General features: G+C 53.6%; 22 protein-coding genes and 1 tRNA gene. 6 read left to right on the top strand and 17 right to left on the bottom strand.

All coding sequences use genetic code 11. The features are described 5' to 3' along the window. Position 1 precedes the first annotated feature (1 nt). The 3 genes from ACYOR7_RS00555 to ACYOR7_RS00565 form a co-directional block, all read right to left on the bottom strand. Positions 2 to 565 carry a hypothetical protein gene (locus ACYOR7_RS00555; RefSeq protein WP_479912823.1) on the bottom strand — a complete coding sequence of 188 codons (564 nt, stop codon included), beginning with the start codon at positions 563 to 565 and terminating at the stop codon, positions 2 to 4. A gap of 266 nt (positions 566 to 831) precedes the next feature. Next, entirely contained in the window at positions 832 to 1,374 is a 543-nt protein-coding gene (locus ACYOR7_RS00560) for a hypothetical protein (protein ID WP_479912824.1), read from the bottom strand. A 55-nt stretch (positions 1,375 to 1,429) separates the two neighbouring features. Further along, positions 1,430 to 2,041 (bottom strand): hypothetical protein, encoded by a 612-nt coding sequence (locus ACYOR7_RS00565; protein ID WP_479912825.1) that lies wholly within the window; start codon positions 2,039 to 2,041, stop codon positions 1,430 to 1,432. A gap of 121 nt (positions 2,042 to 2,162) precedes the next feature. Between ACYOR7_RS00565 and ACYOR7_RS00570 the strand changes: the two genes are divergently transcribed. Both ACYOR7_RS00570 and ACYOR7_RS00575 read left to right on the top strand, forming a co-directional pair. Beyond that, positions 2,163 to 3,176, top strand: coding sequence for a hypothetical protein (locus ACYOR7_RS00570; protein WP_479912826.1), 1,014 nt, complete (start codon positions 2,163 to 2,165; stop codon positions 3,174 to 3,176). Between the two features lie 155 nt (positions 3,177 to 3,331). Continuing rightward, positions 3,332 to 3,556, top strand: a complete 225-nt coding sequence (locus tag ACYOR7_RS00575; protein ID WP_479912827.1) for a hypothetical protein — start codon at positions 3,332 to 3,334, stop codon at positions 3,554 to 3,556. Positions 3,557 to 4,512: 956 nt separating this feature from the next. On the opposite strand, the gene ACYOR7_RS00580 is transcribed toward ACYOR7_RS00575, so the two are convergent. From ACYOR7_RS00580 to ACYOR7_RS00615, 8 genes are all read right to left on the bottom strand, one after another. After that, positions 4,513 to 4,586: transfer RNA gene (locus ACYOR7_RS00580), tRNA-Pro, on the bottom strand. 33 nt (positions 4,587 to 4,619) lie between these two features. Further along, entirely contained in the window at positions 4,620 to 5,399 is a 780-nt protein-coding gene (locus ACYOR7_RS00585; RefSeq protein ID WP_479912828.1) for an ABC transporter permease, read from the bottom strand. Next, positions 5,389 to 6,342, bottom strand: coding sequence for an ATP-binding cassette domain-containing protein (locus ACYOR7_RS00590; RefSeq protein ID WP_479912829.1), 954 nt, complete (start codon positions 6,340 to 6,342; stop codon positions 5,389 to 5,391). Before ACYOR7_RS00590 ends, ACYOR7_RS00585 begins: the two co-directional genes overlap by 11 nt. Before the next feature lie 84 nt (positions 6,343 to 6,426). After that, complete coding sequence (locus ACYOR7_RS00595) at positions 6,427 to 6,564, bottom strand: DUF5679 domain-containing protein (RefSeq protein ID WP_226987284.1); 138 nt, start codon at positions 6,562 to 6,564, stop codon at positions 6,427 to 6,429. Between the two features lie 41 nt (positions 6,565 to 6,605). After that, positions 6,606 to 7,013 (bottom strand): RNA-binding domain-containing protein, encoded by a 408-nt coding sequence (locus tag ACYOR7_RS00600; RefSeq protein WP_294808581.1) that lies wholly within the window; start codon positions 7,011 to 7,013, stop codon positions 6,606 to 6,608. Beyond that, a complete protein-coding gene (locus tag ACYOR7_RS00605; protein ID WP_479912830.1) occupies positions 7,010 to 7,579 on the bottom strand; it encodes an AAA family ATPase in 570 nt (189 codons plus the stop codon). The genes ACYOR7_RS00600 and ACYOR7_RS00605 overlap by 4 nt, the downstream gene beginning before the upstream one ends. 36 nt (positions 7,580 to 7,615) lie before the next feature. Beyond that, on the bottom strand, positions 7,616 to 8,410 hold the full coding sequence (locus ACYOR7_RS00610) for a sulfurtransferase (protein WP_479914436.1): 795 nt from the start codon (positions 8,408 to 8,410) through the stop codon (positions 7,616 to 7,618). A gap of 104 nt (positions 8,411 to 8,514) precedes the next feature. Beyond that, positions 8,515 to 10,368, bottom strand: a complete 1,854-nt coding sequence (locus ACYOR7_RS00615) for a nitrite/sulfite reductase (RefSeq protein ID WP_479912831.1) — start codon at positions 10,366 to 10,368, stop codon at positions 8,515 to 8,517. A gap of 144 nt (positions 10,369 to 10,512) precedes the next feature. On the opposite strand from ACYOR7_RS00615, the gene ACYOR7_RS00620 reads away from it, so the two are divergent. The 3 genes from ACYOR7_RS00620 to ACYOR7_RS00630 all read left to right on the top strand — a co-directional run bounded on the left by ACYOR7_RS00620 (position 10,513) and on the right by ACYOR7_RS00630 (position 12,447). After that, entirely contained in the window at positions 10,513 to 11,052 is a 540-nt protein-coding gene (locus ACYOR7_RS00620) for a VOC family protein (protein ID WP_294805944.1), read from the top strand. Between the two features lie 47 nt (positions 11,053 to 11,099). Beyond that, positions 11,100 to 11,840: a 50S ribosomal protein L2 gene (locus ACYOR7_RS00625; RefSeq protein ID WP_294805942.1), complete on the top strand. Its 741-nt coding sequence runs from the start codon at positions 11,100 to 11,102 to the stop codon at positions 11,838 to 11,840. Positions 11,841 to 11,919: 79 nt separating this feature from the next. After that, positions 11,920 to 12,447, top strand: coding sequence for a DUF6659 family protein (locus ACYOR7_RS00630; protein ID WP_294805940.1), 528 nt, complete (start codon positions 11,920 to 11,922; stop codon positions 12,445 to 12,447). Here ACYOR7_RS00630 and ACYOR7_RS00635 read toward each other — a convergent pair. The 5 genes from ACYOR7_RS00635 to thpR are packed head-to-tail and all read right to left on the bottom strand — an operon-like array spanning position 12,431 to position 16,487. Further along, complete coding sequence (locus tag ACYOR7_RS00635) at positions 12,431 to 13,030, bottom strand: DNA-3-methyladenine glycosylase family protein (protein ID WP_479912832.1); 600 nt, start codon at positions 13,028 to 13,030, stop codon at positions 12,431 to 12,433. The two genes, ACYOR7_RS00630 and ACYOR7_RS00635, sit on opposite strands and share 17 nt — an antisense overlap. Positions 13,031 to 13,067: 37 nt before the next feature. Continuing rightward, on the bottom strand, positions 13,068 to 13,808 hold the full coding sequence (locus ACYOR7_RS00640; protein WP_294805936.1) for a proteasome assembly chaperone family protein: 741 nt from the start codon (positions 13,806 to 13,808) through the stop codon (positions 13,068 to 13,070). A gap of 45 nt (positions 13,809 to 13,853) precedes the next feature. Then, positions 13,854 to 14,618, bottom strand: coding sequence for a serine/threonine protein kinase (locus ACYOR7_RS00645; protein ID WP_479912833.1), 765 nt, complete (start codon positions 14,616 to 14,618; stop codon positions 13,854 to 13,856). Beyond that, complete coding sequence (gene cca / locus ACYOR7_RS00650) at positions 14,581 to 15,933, bottom strand: CCA tRNA nucleotidyltransferase (RefSeq protein WP_479912834.1); 1,353 nt, start codon at positions 15,931 to 15,933, stop codon at positions 14,581 to 14,583. Before cca ends, ACYOR7_RS00645 begins: the two co-directional genes overlap by 38 nt. Beyond that, positions 15,930 to 16,487, bottom strand: coding sequence for an RNA 2',3'-cyclic phosphodiesterase (thpR, locus tag ACYOR7_RS00655; protein WP_479912835.1), 558 nt, complete (start codon positions 16,485 to 16,487; stop codon positions 15,930 to 15,932). Before thpR ends, cca begins: the two co-directional genes overlap by 4 nt. A 91-nt stretch (positions 16,488 to 16,578) precedes the next feature. Between thpR and ACYOR7_RS00660 the strand changes: the two genes are divergently transcribed. Further along, positions 16,579 to 16,968, top strand: coding sequence for a hypothetical protein (locus ACYOR7_RS00660; RefSeq protein WP_294805930.1), 390 nt, complete (start codon positions 16,579 to 16,581; stop codon positions 16,966 to 16,968). Here the strand turns inward: ACYOR7_RS00660 and ACYOR7_RS00665 are convergent. After that, a complete protein-coding gene (locus ACYOR7_RS00665) occupies positions 16,963 to 18,087 on the bottom strand; it encodes a homospermidine biosynthesis protein (protein ID WP_294805929.1) in 1,125 nt (374 codons plus the stop codon). The two genes, ACYOR7_RS00660 and ACYOR7_RS00665, sit on opposite strands and share 6 nt — an antisense overlap. Positions 18,088 to 18,104: the final 17 nt, after the last annotated feature.

Below are 18,104 nucleotides of genomic sequence, written 5' to 3' on the forward strand. Positions count from 1 at the left end.
CTCATTCAAACACTCCTACGGAGAATAGGTGGAGGATGACCAGCAAGACGAGTAATCCGGAGAGGATCAACTGAGTATGGAAGATTCTCGCGTAGTTCCTTGTGCTGCTATTGCCACTCTTCATCCGTGCAAACCTCAATACTATACCACTTGCTACGAGCACCGTCATTGTAATTGCCAATGCAAGCGAAATTGCATCCAGACCACGTATGAGAAGTACTCCGTGTGCAATTCCTGCTACAAATCCTACGGCATTGATACCCATGTGAAGGTTAAGCATAGTTGGATGTCGTATTGCAAGGCCGCGGGTTATTTCGTGCCCGCCGCCAAGGGAGACGACCGAAACCTTTCTGATCCTCGCATAAGCAATGAAAGGAATATTGGCTATCAGTCCTGCACCAATGGCTACCCATCCAAGTGATTTTGCCACTCCCCGCGCTCCTCCGTTAGCACTGCCAATTGCTCTTTCGTTACCACCCTGACCGTCTTCTGCCCATATGGAAGAATTTGCAGGAATTAATGCAACGACAGCTATTGCAATAGACAGTACGAGTATTGCTGCCATCTTTGCCATTCCTTGCAATGAGAAACAACGCAAGGGTAGTGGTTGATGCTGAACACGAGGGTGGGTTATCGCGCTTCGCAGCCGCCTAAGTTGCTGAAAGTGCTGGTTTGAATGTAGTTTAAGATTCTGCTTGTTCTGTGAAGCGATTACTGCTCCTCCTTCGCTGTTTTTCCTCTCATTCCAGATTTTCCGACCCGTTTGATTCTGTATAGGTACTTCAGACTGCGCACTATTGAAATCAAAAATCTTGGCAGACATGCTACTTACTATCCACTTCCACTCCCGCCGACGGCAGGACTACCATTATTGCGGCTGCCACTATTCTTGAGAATTGCTGATCTTCTTTGTTTGACTTTGATTAGCCGCAATGCAGTATAACCAACGACGCCAATGATTGTGGCAATAGTTCCATAAAGTACGATATTTCCGATGCTTGCTGCTAGTGTATTGTTTTCGTCACCTCTCCCACTACTCCTCTCGGCACGACCCTCGGGGACTCTGCTATCATCATTTTTATCGCTGACGGCGCCTTGTGATTGACTCATTTGTTGCTGTTCGCTCGTCGGCGCGACTAGAATTTGCTCTTCTTCCAGTTGTTCATTCGAATCGGGGGTATTTCTGTGAAAATTGACTGAATTAGGACTAGCCGCCTCTTCGTGCTCTCCGTAGGCGTTTTGTGTAATGAAAAGAGATGCCTGCAGTTGTGGTGTGCCCGAGGAAGTAGTGGTTAGCGCGACTATTGACGCTACTATTAGCGTCAAAAGTGTTAAGGTGGCTGCCATCCGCGGTGATGATGATTGGATTTTCACTGCGTTCTTGCCTCTCCTGCAATCACCCGTATGTATTGCACTAATGTCGACTCGGTCATCTTACCAGCTGCCCCCGCATTCGGCTCTTGCGCAATTCAAGGAGAAGAGATGCGCCGACTCCTATGATACCTGCCTGGAGGACTTTACTCACCAGGTCTATTGTTCCTACATCCTCTTGCAGTCCTACAAATGGCAGTGCGACTGTCCTAGAGATTAGGTACAATACTATTAGCGCTGAAGAACCTCCGATTGCAATGACGTATGGCACTTTGGTCTTTTGGTGTATGTTGCCGTTAGGCGCATTTTGCCTGCTGGCGTCGACTATTCTTCTGGGTTTTGCAGCTTTGGACAGATCTACTAGCATCCATCCCGCTACTCCAACATATGCCGCGCCGACTGTCGCGAAAAAGACCGTTTCTGCAAGCACGGACGAAGGATTTTCATCTACGGCAGCAACACCTGCAGCATTATTGTTGCCATTGATGTCGTTATTGCCGGCTGCTACTGCCGCTGCTTGTCCACCAGTTCCAACAATTTCGTTTTCTGTTTTTTCCTCTACCTGCCCCAGTTCGGTTGATTCCTGCACCGCCACTGCAAAATAAATCGCGGCCGTAGAAATCATGAGAGCAGCTACTGCGTACTTTAGGACAACTTCATTTTTCTCCATCGAGTTGTTATTTACCGATTTTTGTATTTGAAGACTGGAAAAACACAGTTGCGATGGCCGATAACTTAGTTATATGCCGACATATATCCATAGAATAAAGAAATGCTTCGGTGTTGCACACATGGACCTTCACAAAAATGATAACGACGAATACGATGACACTAAAGAAGTAGACAGTGATAGAAGTCAAAGCGGAAGCGACGACATTGGCGAAGGCCGTCGGTATCATCTTCCAAGCATTAGCACAATGTATACACGCTTGTCTGCAAGGCTTCTCCGCTCTGCAGAAACAAGCACCACTGTAGTTATTGCTGCGATTATTGCCTTGGCCGCAATGTCCTTGATTGATACTTTTGAGGTAGAATCGGTTACCAAGATCTTCCCAGGAGATTCGCTTGACCTGTTTATTACAATTGTTTCATTCGGAGTACTTGCCGCAATGGTGCATGTCCTTCGCTCTTTGCTCAAGACAAGAAAGACTTTGGATAGGTGGGCCAATACATTTGAGGAAAATGCCATCAAAAACAGCCTGAACATAACGCTGTCAGCATTGGACAAAAATGCTGTCATACAGGCGATATCAGAAAGCGTTGAGCAGTTAGCCGAGCCGCTTGAAAGATACCTAGAGGCGTCGCCTTTGGCGGCTTCGTCGTCTGCAGAAGCGGGAGCGAAGCAAGACAGGTCTTCTCCTGACGAGTTCTTTGACGTAAAAATAAACAGAATTGCTTCAAGATTTGACGTTCTCATAGATGAAGACCATGTAGATCCAGAGAAGGATCTTGGAGGAGAGCAGAGTTTGAAGGGCTTGTTGAGAGACTACGGCTCGGTAATTGTAAAGATAGCAGACGGCCTTATTGACGGACAGACAGTCCGCTCTTTTTCAGATGACCTTCGCAGCTATTCAAAAACAACAGGGCACTCTGTCGGCATGGCACTCTTGCTATGCAGAAAAGCAAGCCCTGAAGCGATGAAAGCGGCAGTTAATGCGATGCCAAAGCAAGTTTTGAAAAACAACCAGTCGCAGCAATCAATCATAGTAATTGAGGTGCCATACAATAGAGACACTGGTTCAGAAGGAGAAGAAGAAAATGATGATGAACCAGAAACCACTGCAGGTAACAAACCTGCTGGCTAGGAAGAGAAAACAAAGGAGCTAGAATGCACACGGGACACGAGAAAAGAAATTGGATTTGAACATGAGCCTTGTTGTCTGAAAGGAAGCGATTCTCATCGGAGTATACCATGCTCTCTATTCTAGAGTATTTGTGTACAAACCCGGAGAATATGCCTGTGACAAAGTATCACATCATATCAAAGCTGCCAAGCATAAAGCGTCAGCGACCGGACAGGATTTCCAAGATAATGGATACACTTGAAAAGAGAGGGCTTGTAAAGTCGATAAAAACCCCAAATGCTACCTATTATTCAAGGACGGAGAAGGGGTACGCCGAATACGCTGGTTGGGTGCGCAACTTCCTTGATTTTTCACGGTCCATAGTGCAGGACGACGAATAATAGGTCGCAGGTATGTGTATCTGCCGGATCTTCTGCAGTGTGGCCAGTTGCCAATTGATATCAGCTTGACGTTGTAATGGTTTTTTTCCCATCAAGATCATTCTCGTAACTGGCAGAATTATACATCCTCTTCCTTCCTGCCTTGCTTATGTCAGTCTGTTCCGTGTAGATCTTTTCTGACTGACCTGACTGTTTTGACTAATATTTGACGGTCGTTTGACCTCCATCTGACTTCTATCTGACTGTCCTTTGACTATCTATCGTTGGCCAATCAATTCCGCCTCGCGAGTTTTATCCATTTCCCAATACTCGAGTTGGAACCGGTCAGATTTTTCAGCTCGATTTTACAATGATTTCTCTTGACATTATAGGCTTCTTCCTGACAACGGCTCCGTTAGCGTAATTCGTATAGCTAGGACTGCCCTAGCTTTTCATTGTTATGAGAACCAAAACAGGCCCAGCTATGGTCAGGTATGGTCTCTATTTGTATTTTAATTCTATCCCTCTTTTTTGCTAGTCGCTAAAAGTGGCATTTCAAATGACAAGACCTTCATCTTTTCGTTTGTAAAACTATCATAATGAAATCAAAATCTACATCTCCACACAATTTTAGACGACGCGTAAATAGGAAATACAGTCGTCATATACATCGTAAGAGCGTTGTCAAGGAACTAATCGATTTGGATGCAAGCAAAGAAATCCTCAAGATTGTGGATCCTACATTCTATCGATTTTTCGTTTACGGCATGTCGCCGTGCTCTAGGAAATGCCTATTCTTGTGAGCGAGATTCTCAAGTCAACGTCCCATCCGGTGACCAATAATGACCGTTTTCCCTGGGGCCAGATCCATGGATTGCCCATCTAAAATGAGTATAGAAATTTTATAAAAAACGAGCTTAAATGTGGCTGAATATCTGTTTAATATCAAGTAATATTGTACATATTATAAAATTTCATGGGGCCAGTGGGATTCGAACCCACGACCTCCAGCGCCCCGGGCTGACATCCTGCCAAGCTAGACTATGGCCCCCTTGGGTGTCACGCTAGTCTACCTCTATTAAACCTACACCGCTTTCATGCGCTTGAAAGAGTAGATGCCAAAGAGCCCTAGCGCGCCTGTGTACGCGGTCAGCATCGCAAAGTTGAACGCCGCGCCTTCTGCTCCTATGCCTAGCATCGTCCCGCGCATCGCGCTCACGCCATACGTCGCAGGATCGATGGCGGTGAGCACCGACAGCCACGCCGGCAGGTTGTGGAGCGGAAAGAGCGCGCCGGACAGAAAGAACAGCGGGAAGACGACGAAACTGACAATCATCTGGAACCCTTCTAGGCTGTACATGTAGCTTCCAAGCGCAAGCCCAAGCGAGGTGAGGCCAAACGACATGAGCAGTATGACCGCCACTGCCTGCACAACCGAAAGCGGCGTCAGCGGTATCCCGATTGCGGCGCCTATTGCAAGCAGTATGAGCGCCTGCACGAGCGAGTTTGTCATGCCGCCGAGCGTCTTGCCGACAAACACCGCGCCCCTGCTCACCGGCGCCACCATCACGCTCTTTAAAAAGTCGAACTTGCGGTCCCAGATTATATACGAGCCGTAAAACACGGAGGTGAATATTATGGACATGCTGACAATCCCCGGAAAAATAAACTGCTGGTAGTCGAGGCCCGGCGCGGTGCTGACCGTAGCGGCAGATCCTATCCCGGAGCCGATGACAAAAAGCCACAGGATTGGCGTAAACGTGGATGCGACGAGCCGGCTTTTTTCGCGCAAAAACACCTTGAACTCGCGCAGCCATATCGCGTACACTTTTGCAAGGTGCGACTGCACATCTTCAATCATCATACTGGGCGTACCTCTCCATGAACCCGCCTTCCGCCTGTTCCTTGATGTTTCTGCCGGTCAGATGTATGAACACGTCGTTCAGGGTCGGGCTTGAAAACTCGGCCTGCTCTGCCTCGATGTTCTGCAATAATATCGGCAGGCTGCGCTTGGCATCTCTGACCGACAGCACCAGCAGGCCGTCGACGAACTCGGCCTTTTGCACAAAGTCAAGCTTGCTTGCGATTGCGTCCGCGCCCTTTGTCCTCGTCTTTATCTTGATGACGTCGCCTCCAAGGGCCGCCTTCAATCTCGCCGGCGTGTCCAGCGCGACTATCTTGCCCTTGTCGATAACCCCTATTCTGTCACACAGCATGTCGGCTTCCTCCATGTAGTGCGTGGTGAGGATGATTGTCACCTTCTCCTCCTCTACCAGCCTGCGCACGTACTTCCACATCGTCTCCCTGCTTGCCGGGTCAAGCCCGAGCGTGGGCTCGTCGAGGAACATCACGCGGGGCTTGTGCAACAGCCCGCGGGCTATTTCCAGCCGGCGCCTCATGCCTCCAGAGTACGTCTTTACCCTGTCGTTCTTTCTGTCGAGCAGGCCGACCAGCTCCAGCACCTCGTCTATTCTCTTTTTCCTGATGTCGCGAGGCACGCTGTATAGAAGCGAATGGACGTACAAGTTTTCATGGCCCGTCAGCATGTCGTCGCTGCTTGGAGCCTGGAACACGATTCCGATGCTTTCGCGCACCTTGGCCGGCTGCCTCACGATGTCATAGCCGTTGACGGTGGCGGTGCCCGACGTGGGCTTTAACAAAGTTGCAAGCATGTGGATGGTGGTAGTCTTGCCAGCGCCATTTGAGCCGAGGAGCCCGAATATCTCGTTCTCCTCGATGTCAAGCGTCAGGTTGTCTACGGCCACAAGGTTGCCGTAGCGCTTGGCGAGGCTCTTTATATTTATCAAACGCGTATACAGTCACGCGCAATCGGCTATTATACCTTAGAAAAAAAATAAAAAAGCGTGTAAAGAGAAAGAAGAGAGGCGCGTCTATCCGCCTATCTTGAACATCTTGGTGCCGCACTTGGGGCATATGCCCTGGGTGGCCGGCTTGCCGTTCTTCATTGTAATCTTTTTTGGGTCCTTCATTTCGCGCTTGGCTTTGCACTTCACGCAGTATGCTTCCATAAGGGCGGTACGGGGATGGGGGTAAAAGAGTTTTTCCACTGCTAGCTCTCGGGTACCAGCCAGTCCGTCAGGGCGTCAAGCTCCTCGCAGTTTATCGTGACGCGGATGGGCCCAAGGGGCGATTCCTGCTCGTCCTCGATTACCGCCGCTATCCCGGCAGTAGCTGCCTGCTTGTTGAGCAGAAACCACGTGCCAGTGCCGGCGCGGTTGTCAATCAGCATCCTCCTCAGCACGCCCATCGCGGATCTGGAGCGCACCTGCTCATATATTATCGACAATGACTCGCTTCCGGCCGCCCTGCCGATGACGCGGCTTCCGTAGCGGAACTCGGGCGAGCACCTTTCAATGATGTTCTCAATAGCGCCGATTACCTTCTGCGGGTCCTCGGACGGGTTCACTGCCGCCTCGACCTTTACCTCTATCGGCGACGACACGCGGGGTTTCCTCATCTCGACGCCTCCTCAAGCCACACCTTCACTATCCCGTACGCCTTCTCTTTCAGCTCGTCGATTGTTATCTCGTTGTTCGACAGAGTCTCGTCGGCAAGCGCGATTGCCTCGCTTATCCCAACCGACAGCTCCCGCTTGTCGCGGCCTGAAAACTCGTCCTGGTTTGTCGGCGCGTCGGACCTGCCCCTCTCTGTCAGGTGCTTAAAGCGCGTGTCTTGCGATGCGTGTATCGCAAGAAGCCTGACCTCTCCTATCTTTTTCAGTACCTCGACTTCGGGGATGCTCCGTATTCCATCTATCACTAGGTTGTTCTTGTTGCCGTCCCTTTGAAGCTTGTTAAGTATCAGGTGCGCCACTGCTCCCGGGCCGAGGTCCTGCCTCAATTTCAGCATCATGCTACCCAGGTTCGCGTCCGTAGGCTCTAGCTTTTGCCTCTTGGCCTCCTCACGCACCGCGTCGCCCATCGTGATTACAGAGAATCCTTTTTCCTTCAGGTACGACGCCACGGTGGACTTGCCGGCACCCGGCATCCCTGTGAGGCAGACAATCAATCTCTTGTTTGGCAAACGAGTGATGATATGTGCCAGCCCGCGGGTTTATGACTATTCCGCCGAAAGATCCCAGTAGTTGGCTTCCTTGAACTCGTCCTTGGGCTTGCCAAGCGACTTCCACTCCTTGAACGACTTGGGGTACAGTTTCACGTTGTTGTAGCCGGCAAGCTTTAGCGCATAGTACGCAAGGCCGGACAGTGTTCCTACGCTCCCGCAGTAGGTGATTATCTCAGAATCCGGCGCGATGCCGCGGTTTTCTATCATGCGCTTTAATTCGTCTGCCTTTCTCAGGATGTTGCCGTTTGTGCCGAGCATCGTGTAGGGGATGTTCCTTGCGGTAGGGATGTGCTCCGTCAGAAAGTTCAGGCGCTCGCGCGAATCGACCAGCAGCTTGCCCTCTTGCGATTGCGCGGCCTCGACGTACTGCGCGTCCGCGTAAATGTCCTTGTTTATGGAAAGAGGATGCTTTGAGCGGGGATAGCTGTTGTTTGCCTTTGTTTCAGTTTCAAGGCCGAGCTCCTTCCACTGCCTAAAAGTCATCTCCAAAAGCGCGGTGTTTGTGTGGCCAATGTACTGGAACGTCCAGGCGACCCTGGCGGCAAGCGCGCCAAACGTGTCGTCGTATATCACAACGGGCATCTTTTCTGTTATGCCAAATTCCTCAAGCAGCTGAATTACGCGCTCGGGCTTGTCGTCCTCTAAAAGGCGTGCAAGCGGGAGAGAAACCGCGGTCGGGATGTGGCCGGCGGCATAGTCGTCTGCTTTGCGGACGTCGACCACGCGCACGGTTTTTTTGCGCACAAGAGTGCGCAGCGTGTCAGCGTCGCACACTATGGGCAGCTGCACAAATTCCTGCTTTTTTGTTGCTGTTACTACTGAAACAGGCTTGACCTTTTTTACAACCTTGGACTTTGGCTTGGACTTTACTCTGGCCTTTGCCGCGGCTCTTTTCAAGCCGCGCATTCTCCCCTTGCGGTCTTGGCAGTGAACTTGGCGTCGCTGCCATAATCGCGATAGGCGTCCGGATCCTGCTCGGCTGAAGGGAGCTGGATGACGGGCACGAGCGCGTTCTTTACGTCCTCCAGATTCTTGACCGTTCCTGTGCCTTGGCCCTTTACCACCTTTACGACCCACTGGTGAAACGTCTCGCCTTGCCCGCGCTCTGTCCTGTACATCTCTATCATCTTTAGTATCACGTCAATGACGCGCTTTGCCGGCACGCGCATGACGGCCCTGCCAAGCTCGCCCTGTTCGCCTGCACTTCCTCCAAACAGCATCGTGTAGGTGGGCGACATGGCATTTCCAATTCTTGACGCGCCGCCAAAAAAGCCGACAGTGGCTATTTCGTGCTGGCCGCACGAGTTGGGGCAGCCGCTTATCTTTATCGTGGCGTCGCGCAGGTCGTCGTCGGTGTCAAGCCCACGCTCCAGGAACTTGCGCTGGACCTCCTTTGCCAGCCTGTGCGAGTTGGTGATTGCAAGGTTGCACGAAGTCGTGCCAGAGCAGCCGACCGAGGATGCAATCGTGAGTGCGCCCGGGTTTGCAAGTCCCGCTGTCGCAAGCCTGTCGTAAAAGTCGCGCAGGTCCGCGCCGCGGACGTAGCGCACCGCAAAGTTCTGCTGGGGTGTGTTTCTCGCCGCGCCCTCTGCGGAAAAGTCGCGTATCGCAGACGCAAGGACGCGCAGCTGGCTTGCGGTGATGTCGCCGGCGCCAAGCGTCACAAACACGGTAAAGTATCCTTCCTGCTTTTGCGGCGCGGTGTTGGAGTGCAGCCAGCGCTCGTACGCCGGGCCGTCCTTTGTCACCTTGTCAAACATCGGCAGCCTTGTCATGCCGGTCGCCTTTGGCAACTGCCTGTTGTCCTCCTGTGACTTGACATTATACGTAGAGGCCGTGGCAAGCGACGTGGTCATCTCTACCGCTGTCCTCTCTTTCAATACCATTTTCTGGAATTTCTCCCAGCCCGTCTCGTGCACCAAGTAGCGCATCCTATTTCTGGCCATGTTCTCGCGGTTTCCGTGCCTGTCAAACAGCCTGACTGTCGCCATGCACGTGGCAAGGACGCGGTCTTCCGGGGTGAAATCTTCAAGCGGGTGGCCGATGAACGACGCGGCACCAAGCCCTCCGCCCAGGTATATCCTGAACCCTCTGACCTTCGCGCCGTTTTCTCCCTCCCTTACCGCTGGAACGAGGCCAATGTCAGCCACCTTTACCAGGCCGTGCTTTTCGCAGCAACCAAAGTTGATCTTGAACTTGCGTGGAAGGTTCTGGCACATCGGGTTTCTCAGAAAGAACCTCGCAATCGCCATAGAGTACGGGGTGGCGTCAAACGCCTCGTCCGGGCAGACCCCTGCAAAGTGGCTGCACATGACGTTTCTGACCGTGTTGCCGCAAGCCTCCCTCGTGGTCAGACCTGCCTCGACGAGGCCGCGCATCACCTCACTTACATCTTCCAATTGCACCCAGTGCAGCTGTATGTTCTGCCGGGTCGAGACGTGCGCCGAGCCTATCGAGAACGCCTCAGACAAGCTTGCTATCTTTTCAACCTGGTCGGCGGTCATCTCGCCTGACGGCACCTTTATCCTTACCATGCTGTAATCGGCGTGCAGGCGCGACCCGTAGGCGCCGTGTTGCAGCCTGAAACGGCGGAAATCGTCCTCGCTAATCTTCCCTTGTCTGAAAAGCTTGACCTTTTTTGCGAAAAACTCTGTCTCTTCCTCCCTACCCCACCGTGGGTTGGGCTTCGGAGGCGAGATGCCCTTTTGCTTGGAGTTGGCAGCAGTAGCCACCCTAGACCTGCTCATTATCTCTCTACGTCATGAAATGGCCGTCTTAAATCATATATTTTTTGTGGATACGGGAATAATTGGCAGCGGCGCTTGAGAACGGCGGCAATATACGCCATCTATTTGCGCAAGCCTTAATTAAATCGCAAGCTTTTCAGGGGCGTGGCTAAAAAGAAATCAAGCCAGAAAAAGAAAGCCTCCTCTTCAAAGAAAGTCTCTCCGGTTCCAAAAGGACACCATGCTGTCACCCCTGGCATTGCGGTGCGCGACGCCGCCCAGGCCATCGAATTCTACAAAAAGGCATTTGGCGCCAAGGAAAAGTCCCGTATGCCCGGCCCCGACGGCAAGTTGATGCACGCTGACATTATGATAGGCGACTCGCACATCATGATGGGAGAAGAGAACCTCCAGATGGGCAACCCCTCGCCATTGTCCCTCAACGGCTCACCGATAAGCCTGTACGTCTACGTCAAAAACGCCGACAAGGTCTTTGATCAGGCGGTAAAGGAGGGAGCCAGCGTGGTAATGCCTGTTATGGACCAGTTCTGGGGCGACAGGGCAGGCATGGTAACGGACCCGTACGGGCACAAGTGGTGGCTTGCGACTCACAAGCAGGACCTCTCGCCAAAGGCAATGAAAAAGGCCGCAGAAGAGTTCTTTGCCTCCCAGCAGCAACAACAACAGCAGCAGAAGATGCAGTAGAGCAAGCTTAAAATCACCTATCGGAGGGCTTGTTCCTGAGCTGTTAAATGGGCAAGAGAACACTCGTACGCAGGCGCGGGCGCGGAGGCAAGCAGTTCCGCGCGATCATTGTCGGCAAGATAGCGCCGGCAAAGTATCCCAATTTCAAGCTAGAAGAGAATCACAAGGGCACGGTAGTTGACATTGTTCACGAGAGGGGGCGCGACGCGCCGCTGGCAAAGGTATCCTTTGACGACGGCCGCTATTCGTACGTCCCGGCACCAGAGGGTACCATAGTCGGGAGCACAATCCAGGTCGGACAGGGCTCGCCGGCAAGCAAGGGCAACATCCTCGCCCTCGAATCCGTCCCGGACGGCACGCTCGTGTGCAACATTGAAAAGAACGTAGGCGACGGCGGCAAGCTGATAAAGGCCGCCGGCTCGGGCGCCATTGTCTTTGCACACGGCACGGAGGGAGTCACGATAAAGTTCCCATCAGGCAAGTTCCTGACCCTGAACGCAAAATGCAGGGCGATGGTTGGAACCATCGCAGGCGCAGGCAGGAAGGAAAAGCCATTCCTGAAGGCGGGCAGCAGGGCAAAGTACATGCAGGCCCACGGCAGGCTGTACCCGACGGTGAGGGGCATTGCGCAGGCAGCCGTCTACCACCCGCACGGCGGTGGAAGGCACCAGCACATCGGCCGCCAGTCGTCGGTGTCGAGGAACACGCCGCCAGGACGCAAGGTCGGCAACATCGCGCCGAGAAAGACCGGCCGCGGCAGGATAAAGGAAGTCCCGCAAAAGGCGTAACGCCTTCCTTTTTTCCCTCTTTTTCCCTCTTTTCATCAATAAACCTAATATTCCGTCCTACATTCTAAAAATATAAAATATGAGAGCCGAGCAGTTTTCCAAGAACGTCCTCGCACTAAACGCCAAGATCCGCTTTGCCGGAGTAGTAGAAAAATCTGGCCATCTTTATGCCAGCGCCAGAAGGGAGGGCGTTCCGGCCCGCCTTTCGGACAGGAGCAGCGAGATAAGCCTGTCGCAGTCGGCCTACATCATCGACCTGCGCAAGATATTCTCAAAGGAGCTCGGCAACCTGCGCTCCGTCGTCTACAACTATGACACCGTGAGGCTCATCAGTATACCAGTCAAGGACCACATACTGGTGTTATCGACAGAGGCCGACGTCAACCTTGAAGAGCTGACGCCAAAGGTGCAAGAGTACGTCAAGTCAGTCGAGGAAGAACTGTCGCTCTACCCGCCTGCAAACGTCGTCAACGAGGAAAAGAAGGAGGCGCTGCGCAACCTGCTTGAATCCGGCATCTCTGAGGACCTCGTGGCCGAGCAGCTGGACCTTGACGTCAACACGGTAAAGGCGCTCGCGCAGGAAATGAAGATCAGTCCACCGTCTTGAAGAATTTTTCTTCAAGCGACCTCCACAGATACCACGTGGCGACGCTTCTATAGGGCCGCCACGGTCTGGCAATCTTTACAATCCTTTCCTGCGCCGGCAATTTGCGCAGGCTGTACGCCTTTTGAACTGCCCTCTGTAAGCCAAGGTCGCCGACAGGAAGCACGTCGGGCCTGCCTAGGCAAAAGATCAAAAACATCTCTGCAGTCCACCTGCCAATGCCCCTGACCGTGGTCAACTGCTGAACGACCTGCTCGTCTTCCATCGCTGCAAGCGACGCAAGGTCCAGCGCGCCTGCGGCCACTACTGCGGCAAGCCCTTTCATGTATTCTGCTTTTCTGACAGAAAGGCCGACTGCGCGCAGCTGTGCGTCGGGAGTCGCGGCAAGTATCGCCGGCGAGGGGAACCTGCCGTCGTACAGTTTCAAAAACCGCGCGTGGATGGCGTCAGCAGCGGCGCCGGCAAGCTGCTGGTACATTATGGAACTCACGAGCGACCGAAACGGGTCGCCGCCGGTTTCAATAGTATAGCTTCCAACTGTCGTGATTATTTTGCCCAGGCGCTCGTCGGCGCTAGACAGATGCAAGACCGCATCCCTGCCAGTTGTTGTTATCATCATTCCATCAGCCGTAGAATGCTTCTTCCTTTGGGACCGTCGCGTGCTGCTCGCTGCGTATCCTTTTCAGAGTCTTTTCCATCGTCTCTGCCTCCTTTAGCAGCGCTGGTACGTCGCACGAGGCGCCCGGCGCAAGCTTGGCAAGAGCTTCTGCAACTGCGGCTCCGGCCCTAAAGTCGGGCATGTCGCGCATCACCTTTACCAGAAGCACGAGCACGTCATAGTTGCGCCATGTGCCCTCATTGAGAAGTATCGCCGGTATGCCCGAGACAGAGCCGTTGAGAACAGGCGGTATGCCGGCCTCTGCCGCCCTTTTGAGGGCGGACGGCGTGCTCCCGACCGCAAACACCGGCGGGCTTTCTTTAGCGTCCTCGCCTTCCTCGTACGGGATGCCTGCCGCGCTGATGATAAGATCGCAGTTGCTGTCAAGGGCCCAGTCTATCATCATGTTGGCTACGGGCCGGAACATTGTAGAGTCGAGGTTCAATTCCGTCACGAAAATCGCCAGCTTTAGCTCCTCGTTTGCGTACACCCGGGCCGGAAAGTTGGGCATGGCGTTTTTGATTATCGAAAGGGGTGGGAACGCCGGCGAGTCGATGACTGCCACAAACTCTGTCTTTAGCGAATGTATCAGGCACTCTGACGCGATGGCGTTTGCAAGGCCGACGCTTGGAAAGCCGTCGACCAGTATTCCGCCCTTCATGTTCACGTTTTTCAGCTTGCGTATGTCGATTTCGGGCTCTGCCAACGGCGCAGCTACGCAGTTTAGGTTAAAAAGTATAGCTTGCATTAATCATGAGACAAGCGCCAGTATAGCGTCGAAATTTTCGCGCGTCTGGTCACGCTTGTATCTCTTGAGTACGCCTATCGCCGCTTCTTTTTCGACATGCAGGATTTTTGCAAGCGCGCCTGCGACTGCGCCGGACACGAGGAGCGACTGGCCGGCGGCAGAGACGTTTGCCACCTTGCGCTCCGTGCTTGCGCTTTCAAAGTCGATGACCGCGACTTTTGCATCACCGACTATGATGTGCCTGTCCACATGAGAGAGCTCGCCGTGGTCAAGCCCCGCCCTGTCAAGCGCGTAGCACTGCTCAAGGGCAGACCTCACGACCGCAGACGCCTGCCTTGCGTCGATTGTTTCGCTCTGCGCCCATTCTACAATGGTTGCGCCCTCTGCAAACTCCATCAGCATGAAATTGTCAGAATGGTCGACAAGCCCCGGGCCCACGCCGGCGCCGTTTGCGATACTGTGGTATCTCACCTCGTCGTGCATGGTCGGCCTGTTGGCGTCCGTCCTCCTTATCTTGAGCGCACATGTCTTTCCGTGCACCTTTGCCTTCACCACAAGCCCGACGCAGCCCTTGCCGGCAACGCTCGTGCCTCCTATCACCGTCCTGCCCCCGGCAAAAACCGCGGTCACGCCAAGGCATTTTAGCTCTAAAAGGCGCGCCGCGTACTCTTTATCGTCTCCGCGTGGATAGGTCAGTATCTTGGCAAGCTCGGGCGAGCCAAGGGCAAGCTCACTTGAAGAAGAAAATGAGGCTCTCTGTCGAGACAAGTTCGTCAACGGCCTCTTTCACCAGACCTGAAAGCCTTCTCTGCCCGCTTCCGCTATAAACCTTGACCCTGCCTGTTACCATGTCCCTTGCTATCCCGTTTGCCTCCGGCGGCCTGTCCAGCAGCGCCTTGACCAGCTGCCCTGCGTCGGTGGCCTTTCTCTCGACTATCGTTGACACCCTCATCTCCTTGTCGGCCCACATTGCAAGCGGCCTTGCAGCCTTGACAAAACTCTCCGTGTCCTTTGCCCTTGCTATCTCGGGGCCCTTGCGCATAGTGTACTCTGGCAGTTCGAGCGATTCGAGCAGGAACGCAAACGCTCCGCTCTTTTTCTCGTCGGTGTTGCAAGCCGTCCTGAAAACCGTAAAGCCGGCAATCTCTAGCTGCTTGGAAATAGAATTGGCGCTGCGCTTCAACTGACCCCATATCGTGTCCGGGCTGCGCTCCCTGTGCGAAAACTCTACCACCAGCACGTTTCTGTACAGCTTTTTGTTCACGCGGGGCTTTTGTCTTGCAAAGAATTTTTCAGAAGGGCTGCGCAGAAACGCCCTTGCAGCCAGCGTGAGCCTGCCGGCGCTCTCTGGCGATACCGCGGTGCCGAGGTTGCGCCTTGGGTCGATGGGGTCGATAATCACAAGCGGGCTTGAAAACCCCTTTGCGACGTCCTTGTCATAGTCGCCGACTGAGATGACCTGCCCCTGCTTGAATTCCGCGGCTGCGGCAAGCGCGTCCTTTAGCAAGCCGTATTTTGCTATTAGCACTTCAGAGACATAGCCGGAAAAGCCGCCGGTGGATATCTCGGCGCCATAGATGCCGGCAGATTTCAAGAACTTTTTCAAGAGCCTGACCTGCTCTTTTCTGGCAGCATCCAGCGTCTCTGTGATGTACTGCGTGTGGAAAGGCGATCTGTCTGCCGCGCTCTTCCACTGGCCCTTTTGCACGTCGTAGCACGGAACGATGTTTATCCTGGTGCCCCTGACTATCGCCTCGACGTACGGATGGTCAGAATAGCGCAGTTTCGGTCCGTATTTCTTTAGCGCGTTACTGCCAATTTCTACTCCCAGCTTTTCGAACCTCTCCTCGCTGACGGAAGGATCGATTTTCACGAAAATGTCAATGTCGGCGTCGCCCCGGAGCCACGTGCCCTTGGCAAATGAGCCTCCAAATATGACGTCCTTTACTTCAGGCGTCCTGCTATGTTCTACGAGCCTCTTTGCCTCCTCTGCGACCGCGGTTATCTTTTTTTCCTCCGCGGCAGTGGGGTTGCACAGCGCAAGCGCCTTTTCGAGGACGCCCTGGATGATAGTATCGGTCAAGCTCCCGACCCTTTTGAAGCGCTGACGGTATAAATGTTCGAGTACGTCGGCCCGGAAGGGGCAAGGTCGCTCTTTTTCAGGTGCACGCTGTCGACGACGCTTGTCCCAAAGGTCTTGCCCGCGTACTTTGCCACGTCGATTGCGACGTGCCTGTTCTTGGCCCGGAAAATCGTGAGATGAGGCGAGAACGGCTTGTCAGGAGCAAAGCCTGCTTCGGCGACCTTTGCGACAACCTGTTCTGCGAGCGCGCTGAGCTTTGGCGATCCGTCGCGGTCAAGGCCCACCCAGACTACCCTTGCGTTTGACGCCTTTGGGAACGCGCCCACGCCCGTGTACGTGATGGGAAACGGCTCAAACTTTACTCCCGCAAGCTTTTCCTTGACCCTTTCAGCCTGCTGGCCTGTTATCTCGCCAAGGAATATCAGCGTAAAATGGAAATTATTTGGCTCCACGGGCTTGACCTCCTTCGGGCTCCAGCCCAATGACGATATCATCTCCTGCTGGAGTCCTGCTATACCGCTGCCCGGGGCATCGACTGCTACAAAAGCCCGCACGATATATCCCTCTCAGGCAGGTTTGTTTATAATATTTTTTGCCGCAGCATGCCTGCAATCGATTAAATAATTGCAGATGCGATGTTGGCCTGTGGCCGGCGCGGACAGCTTTGCAGTAGAGCAGGGTAAGGGCGAAAAGGCAGTAACGTGGATGAACGAGTACGCAAAAAAGAACAAGATCAACTTTGAGGCAAAACTGAAAGAGGGCCACACGATGTCGACGGTAAAATTCGGCGACTTCCAGTTCATCTCGTGGAAGGGCGACTGGCCGGCAGCGCGCAACATCATCAAGCGAGTGAGCGGGAAACTGGGCGTAAAGACCCTGGAATCCGGCTACCACGAAAAGAAGGACCTCCTCTCTTCCATGTTCGGCTCGAATTCCGAGTTTGCCAAGGTCTATTCAAACGGCAACCTGGTGGGGCAGCTAGAGATGTCGACAAAAGGGGGAAGGTGGGTCGTCAAGAACGAAGTGTTCTCATGAACTCTTTTCCTTCTTGTTGTTGGCAAAGTAGATCTTTTTCATTTCCTGCACCCACTTGTCCTTCTTGGAATAGATCTCTTTTTGCTTCCTCGGCTTGCACACCGACAGCGCATAAGAGCAGAGCAGCGGGAAATACACGGACGAGTCGCCGTACACGATGACGTTTCCTCGGTGCGACGTCTTTATCTTGCCCCAGCTCTTGCCCTCCTGCAATGTCGCGCCGGAAAGTCCGCCAGTGTCCGGCCTTGCGTCGGTCATCTGGATCAAATAGTCCTGGCCGCCCTCCTTTATCTTCAATATCTGATACAGCGCCGGCCCCGTCTGCTGGAAAAAGTTCTTGGGCACGCCGCCTCCAAGCTCCAGCCCGCCAGATTTCTTGCTCTTCCACAGAATCGCCGCGGACTCGGCGACATCAAGTATCGTGTTCGGGAAGACGCCCCTGCCCTCAAGCAGAAGCGGGAGCATGTTGAGGCCGATTGACGAGTCGCCTATCGCCGGCATGTAGACGGGCACCTTGTGCTCGTACGCCTTTACCAGAAACGACTTGTCAGGGTATTTCGCGTTCTCTTTTGCGGCTTTGCCCAGCGCGTATGCAATGTCTGCTGTGGACGCGTTCTTGGGTATCTCTGCCGACCTCTCTGCGATGTCCTTCTGGACCAAAAGGTCCTGCGCCTGCAAGGTCTCTAGCTCCTTGATGTACACGTCGTAGATGCGGACGATCTGCTTTGCATAGAGCACGTCGTCGTCGACATCGAAATGGCCCTGCTTTACCGGCAGGCCGTACGCAAAGTGCAAGTCGTGGTACACGTTTGCGCCAGTAGCCACTATCCAGTCTATGAACCCCGCCTCGATCATCTCCGAAATCGTCTTGCCCATGCCTATCGGAGTCATGGCGCCGGCAAGCGTGAGGCAGACGGTAGAGCCGGTGTCTATCATGTCCTGCAATATCTCGGCGGCCTCGGCAAGCCTTCTTGCGTTGTAGCCGGTCGAGCCGTAGAACTTTATCAAATCAGGAACGGTCATGTTTGGAGAAACTGTCGGCGGGTCTATCTTGCGCCCGGAAAACGTGTGTCTCTGGTCGCTGCCGTGGTGATCGTGGCTGCTGTGGTCGTCGTGCACCCTTTAGTTAGAAAAGC

It is taken from the genome of Candidatus Nitrososphaera sp. 86-2, from assembly GCF_056726185.1.

Bases quoted from the DNA above. Each gene is read 5' to 3' on its own strand.
- ACYOR7_RS00555 (WP_479912823.1), bottom strand. From the start codon at position 565: ATGGCAGCAATACTCGTACTGTCTATTGCAATAGCTGTCGTTGCATTA.
- ACYOR7_RS00565 (WP_479912825.1), bottom strand. From the start codon at position 2,041: ATGGAGAAAAATGAAGTTGTCCTAAAGTACGCAGTAGCTGCTCTCATG.
- ACYOR7_RS00570 (WP_479912826.1), top strand. From the start codon at position 2,163: ATGGACCTTCACAAAAATGATAACGACGAATACGATGACACTAAAGAA.
- ACYOR7_RS00585 (WP_479912828.1), bottom strand. From the start codon at position 5,399: ATGATGATTGAAGATGTGCAGTCGCACCTTGCAAAAGTGTACGCGATA.
- ACYOR7_RS00595 (WP_226987284.1), bottom strand. From the start codon at position 6,564: ATGGAAGCATACTGCGTGAAGTGCAAAGCCAAGCGCGAAATGAAGGAC.
- ACYOR7_RS00600 (WP_294808581.1), bottom strand. From the start codon at position 7,013: ATGAGGAAACCCCGCGTGTCGTCGCCGATAGAGGTAAAGGTCGAGGCG.
- ACYOR7_RS00615 (WP_479912831.1), bottom strand. From the start codon at position 10,368: ATGAGCAGGTCTAGGGTGGCTACTGCTGCCAACTCCAAGCAAAAGGGC.
- ACYOR7_RS00625 (WP_294805942.1), top strand. From the start codon at position 11,100: ATGGGCAAGAGAACACTCGTACGCAGGCGCGGGCGCGGAGGCAAGCAG.
- ACYOR7_RS00630 (WP_294805940.1), top strand. From the start codon at position 11,920: ATGAGAGCCGAGCAGTTTTCCAAGAACGTCCTCGCACTAAACGCCAAG.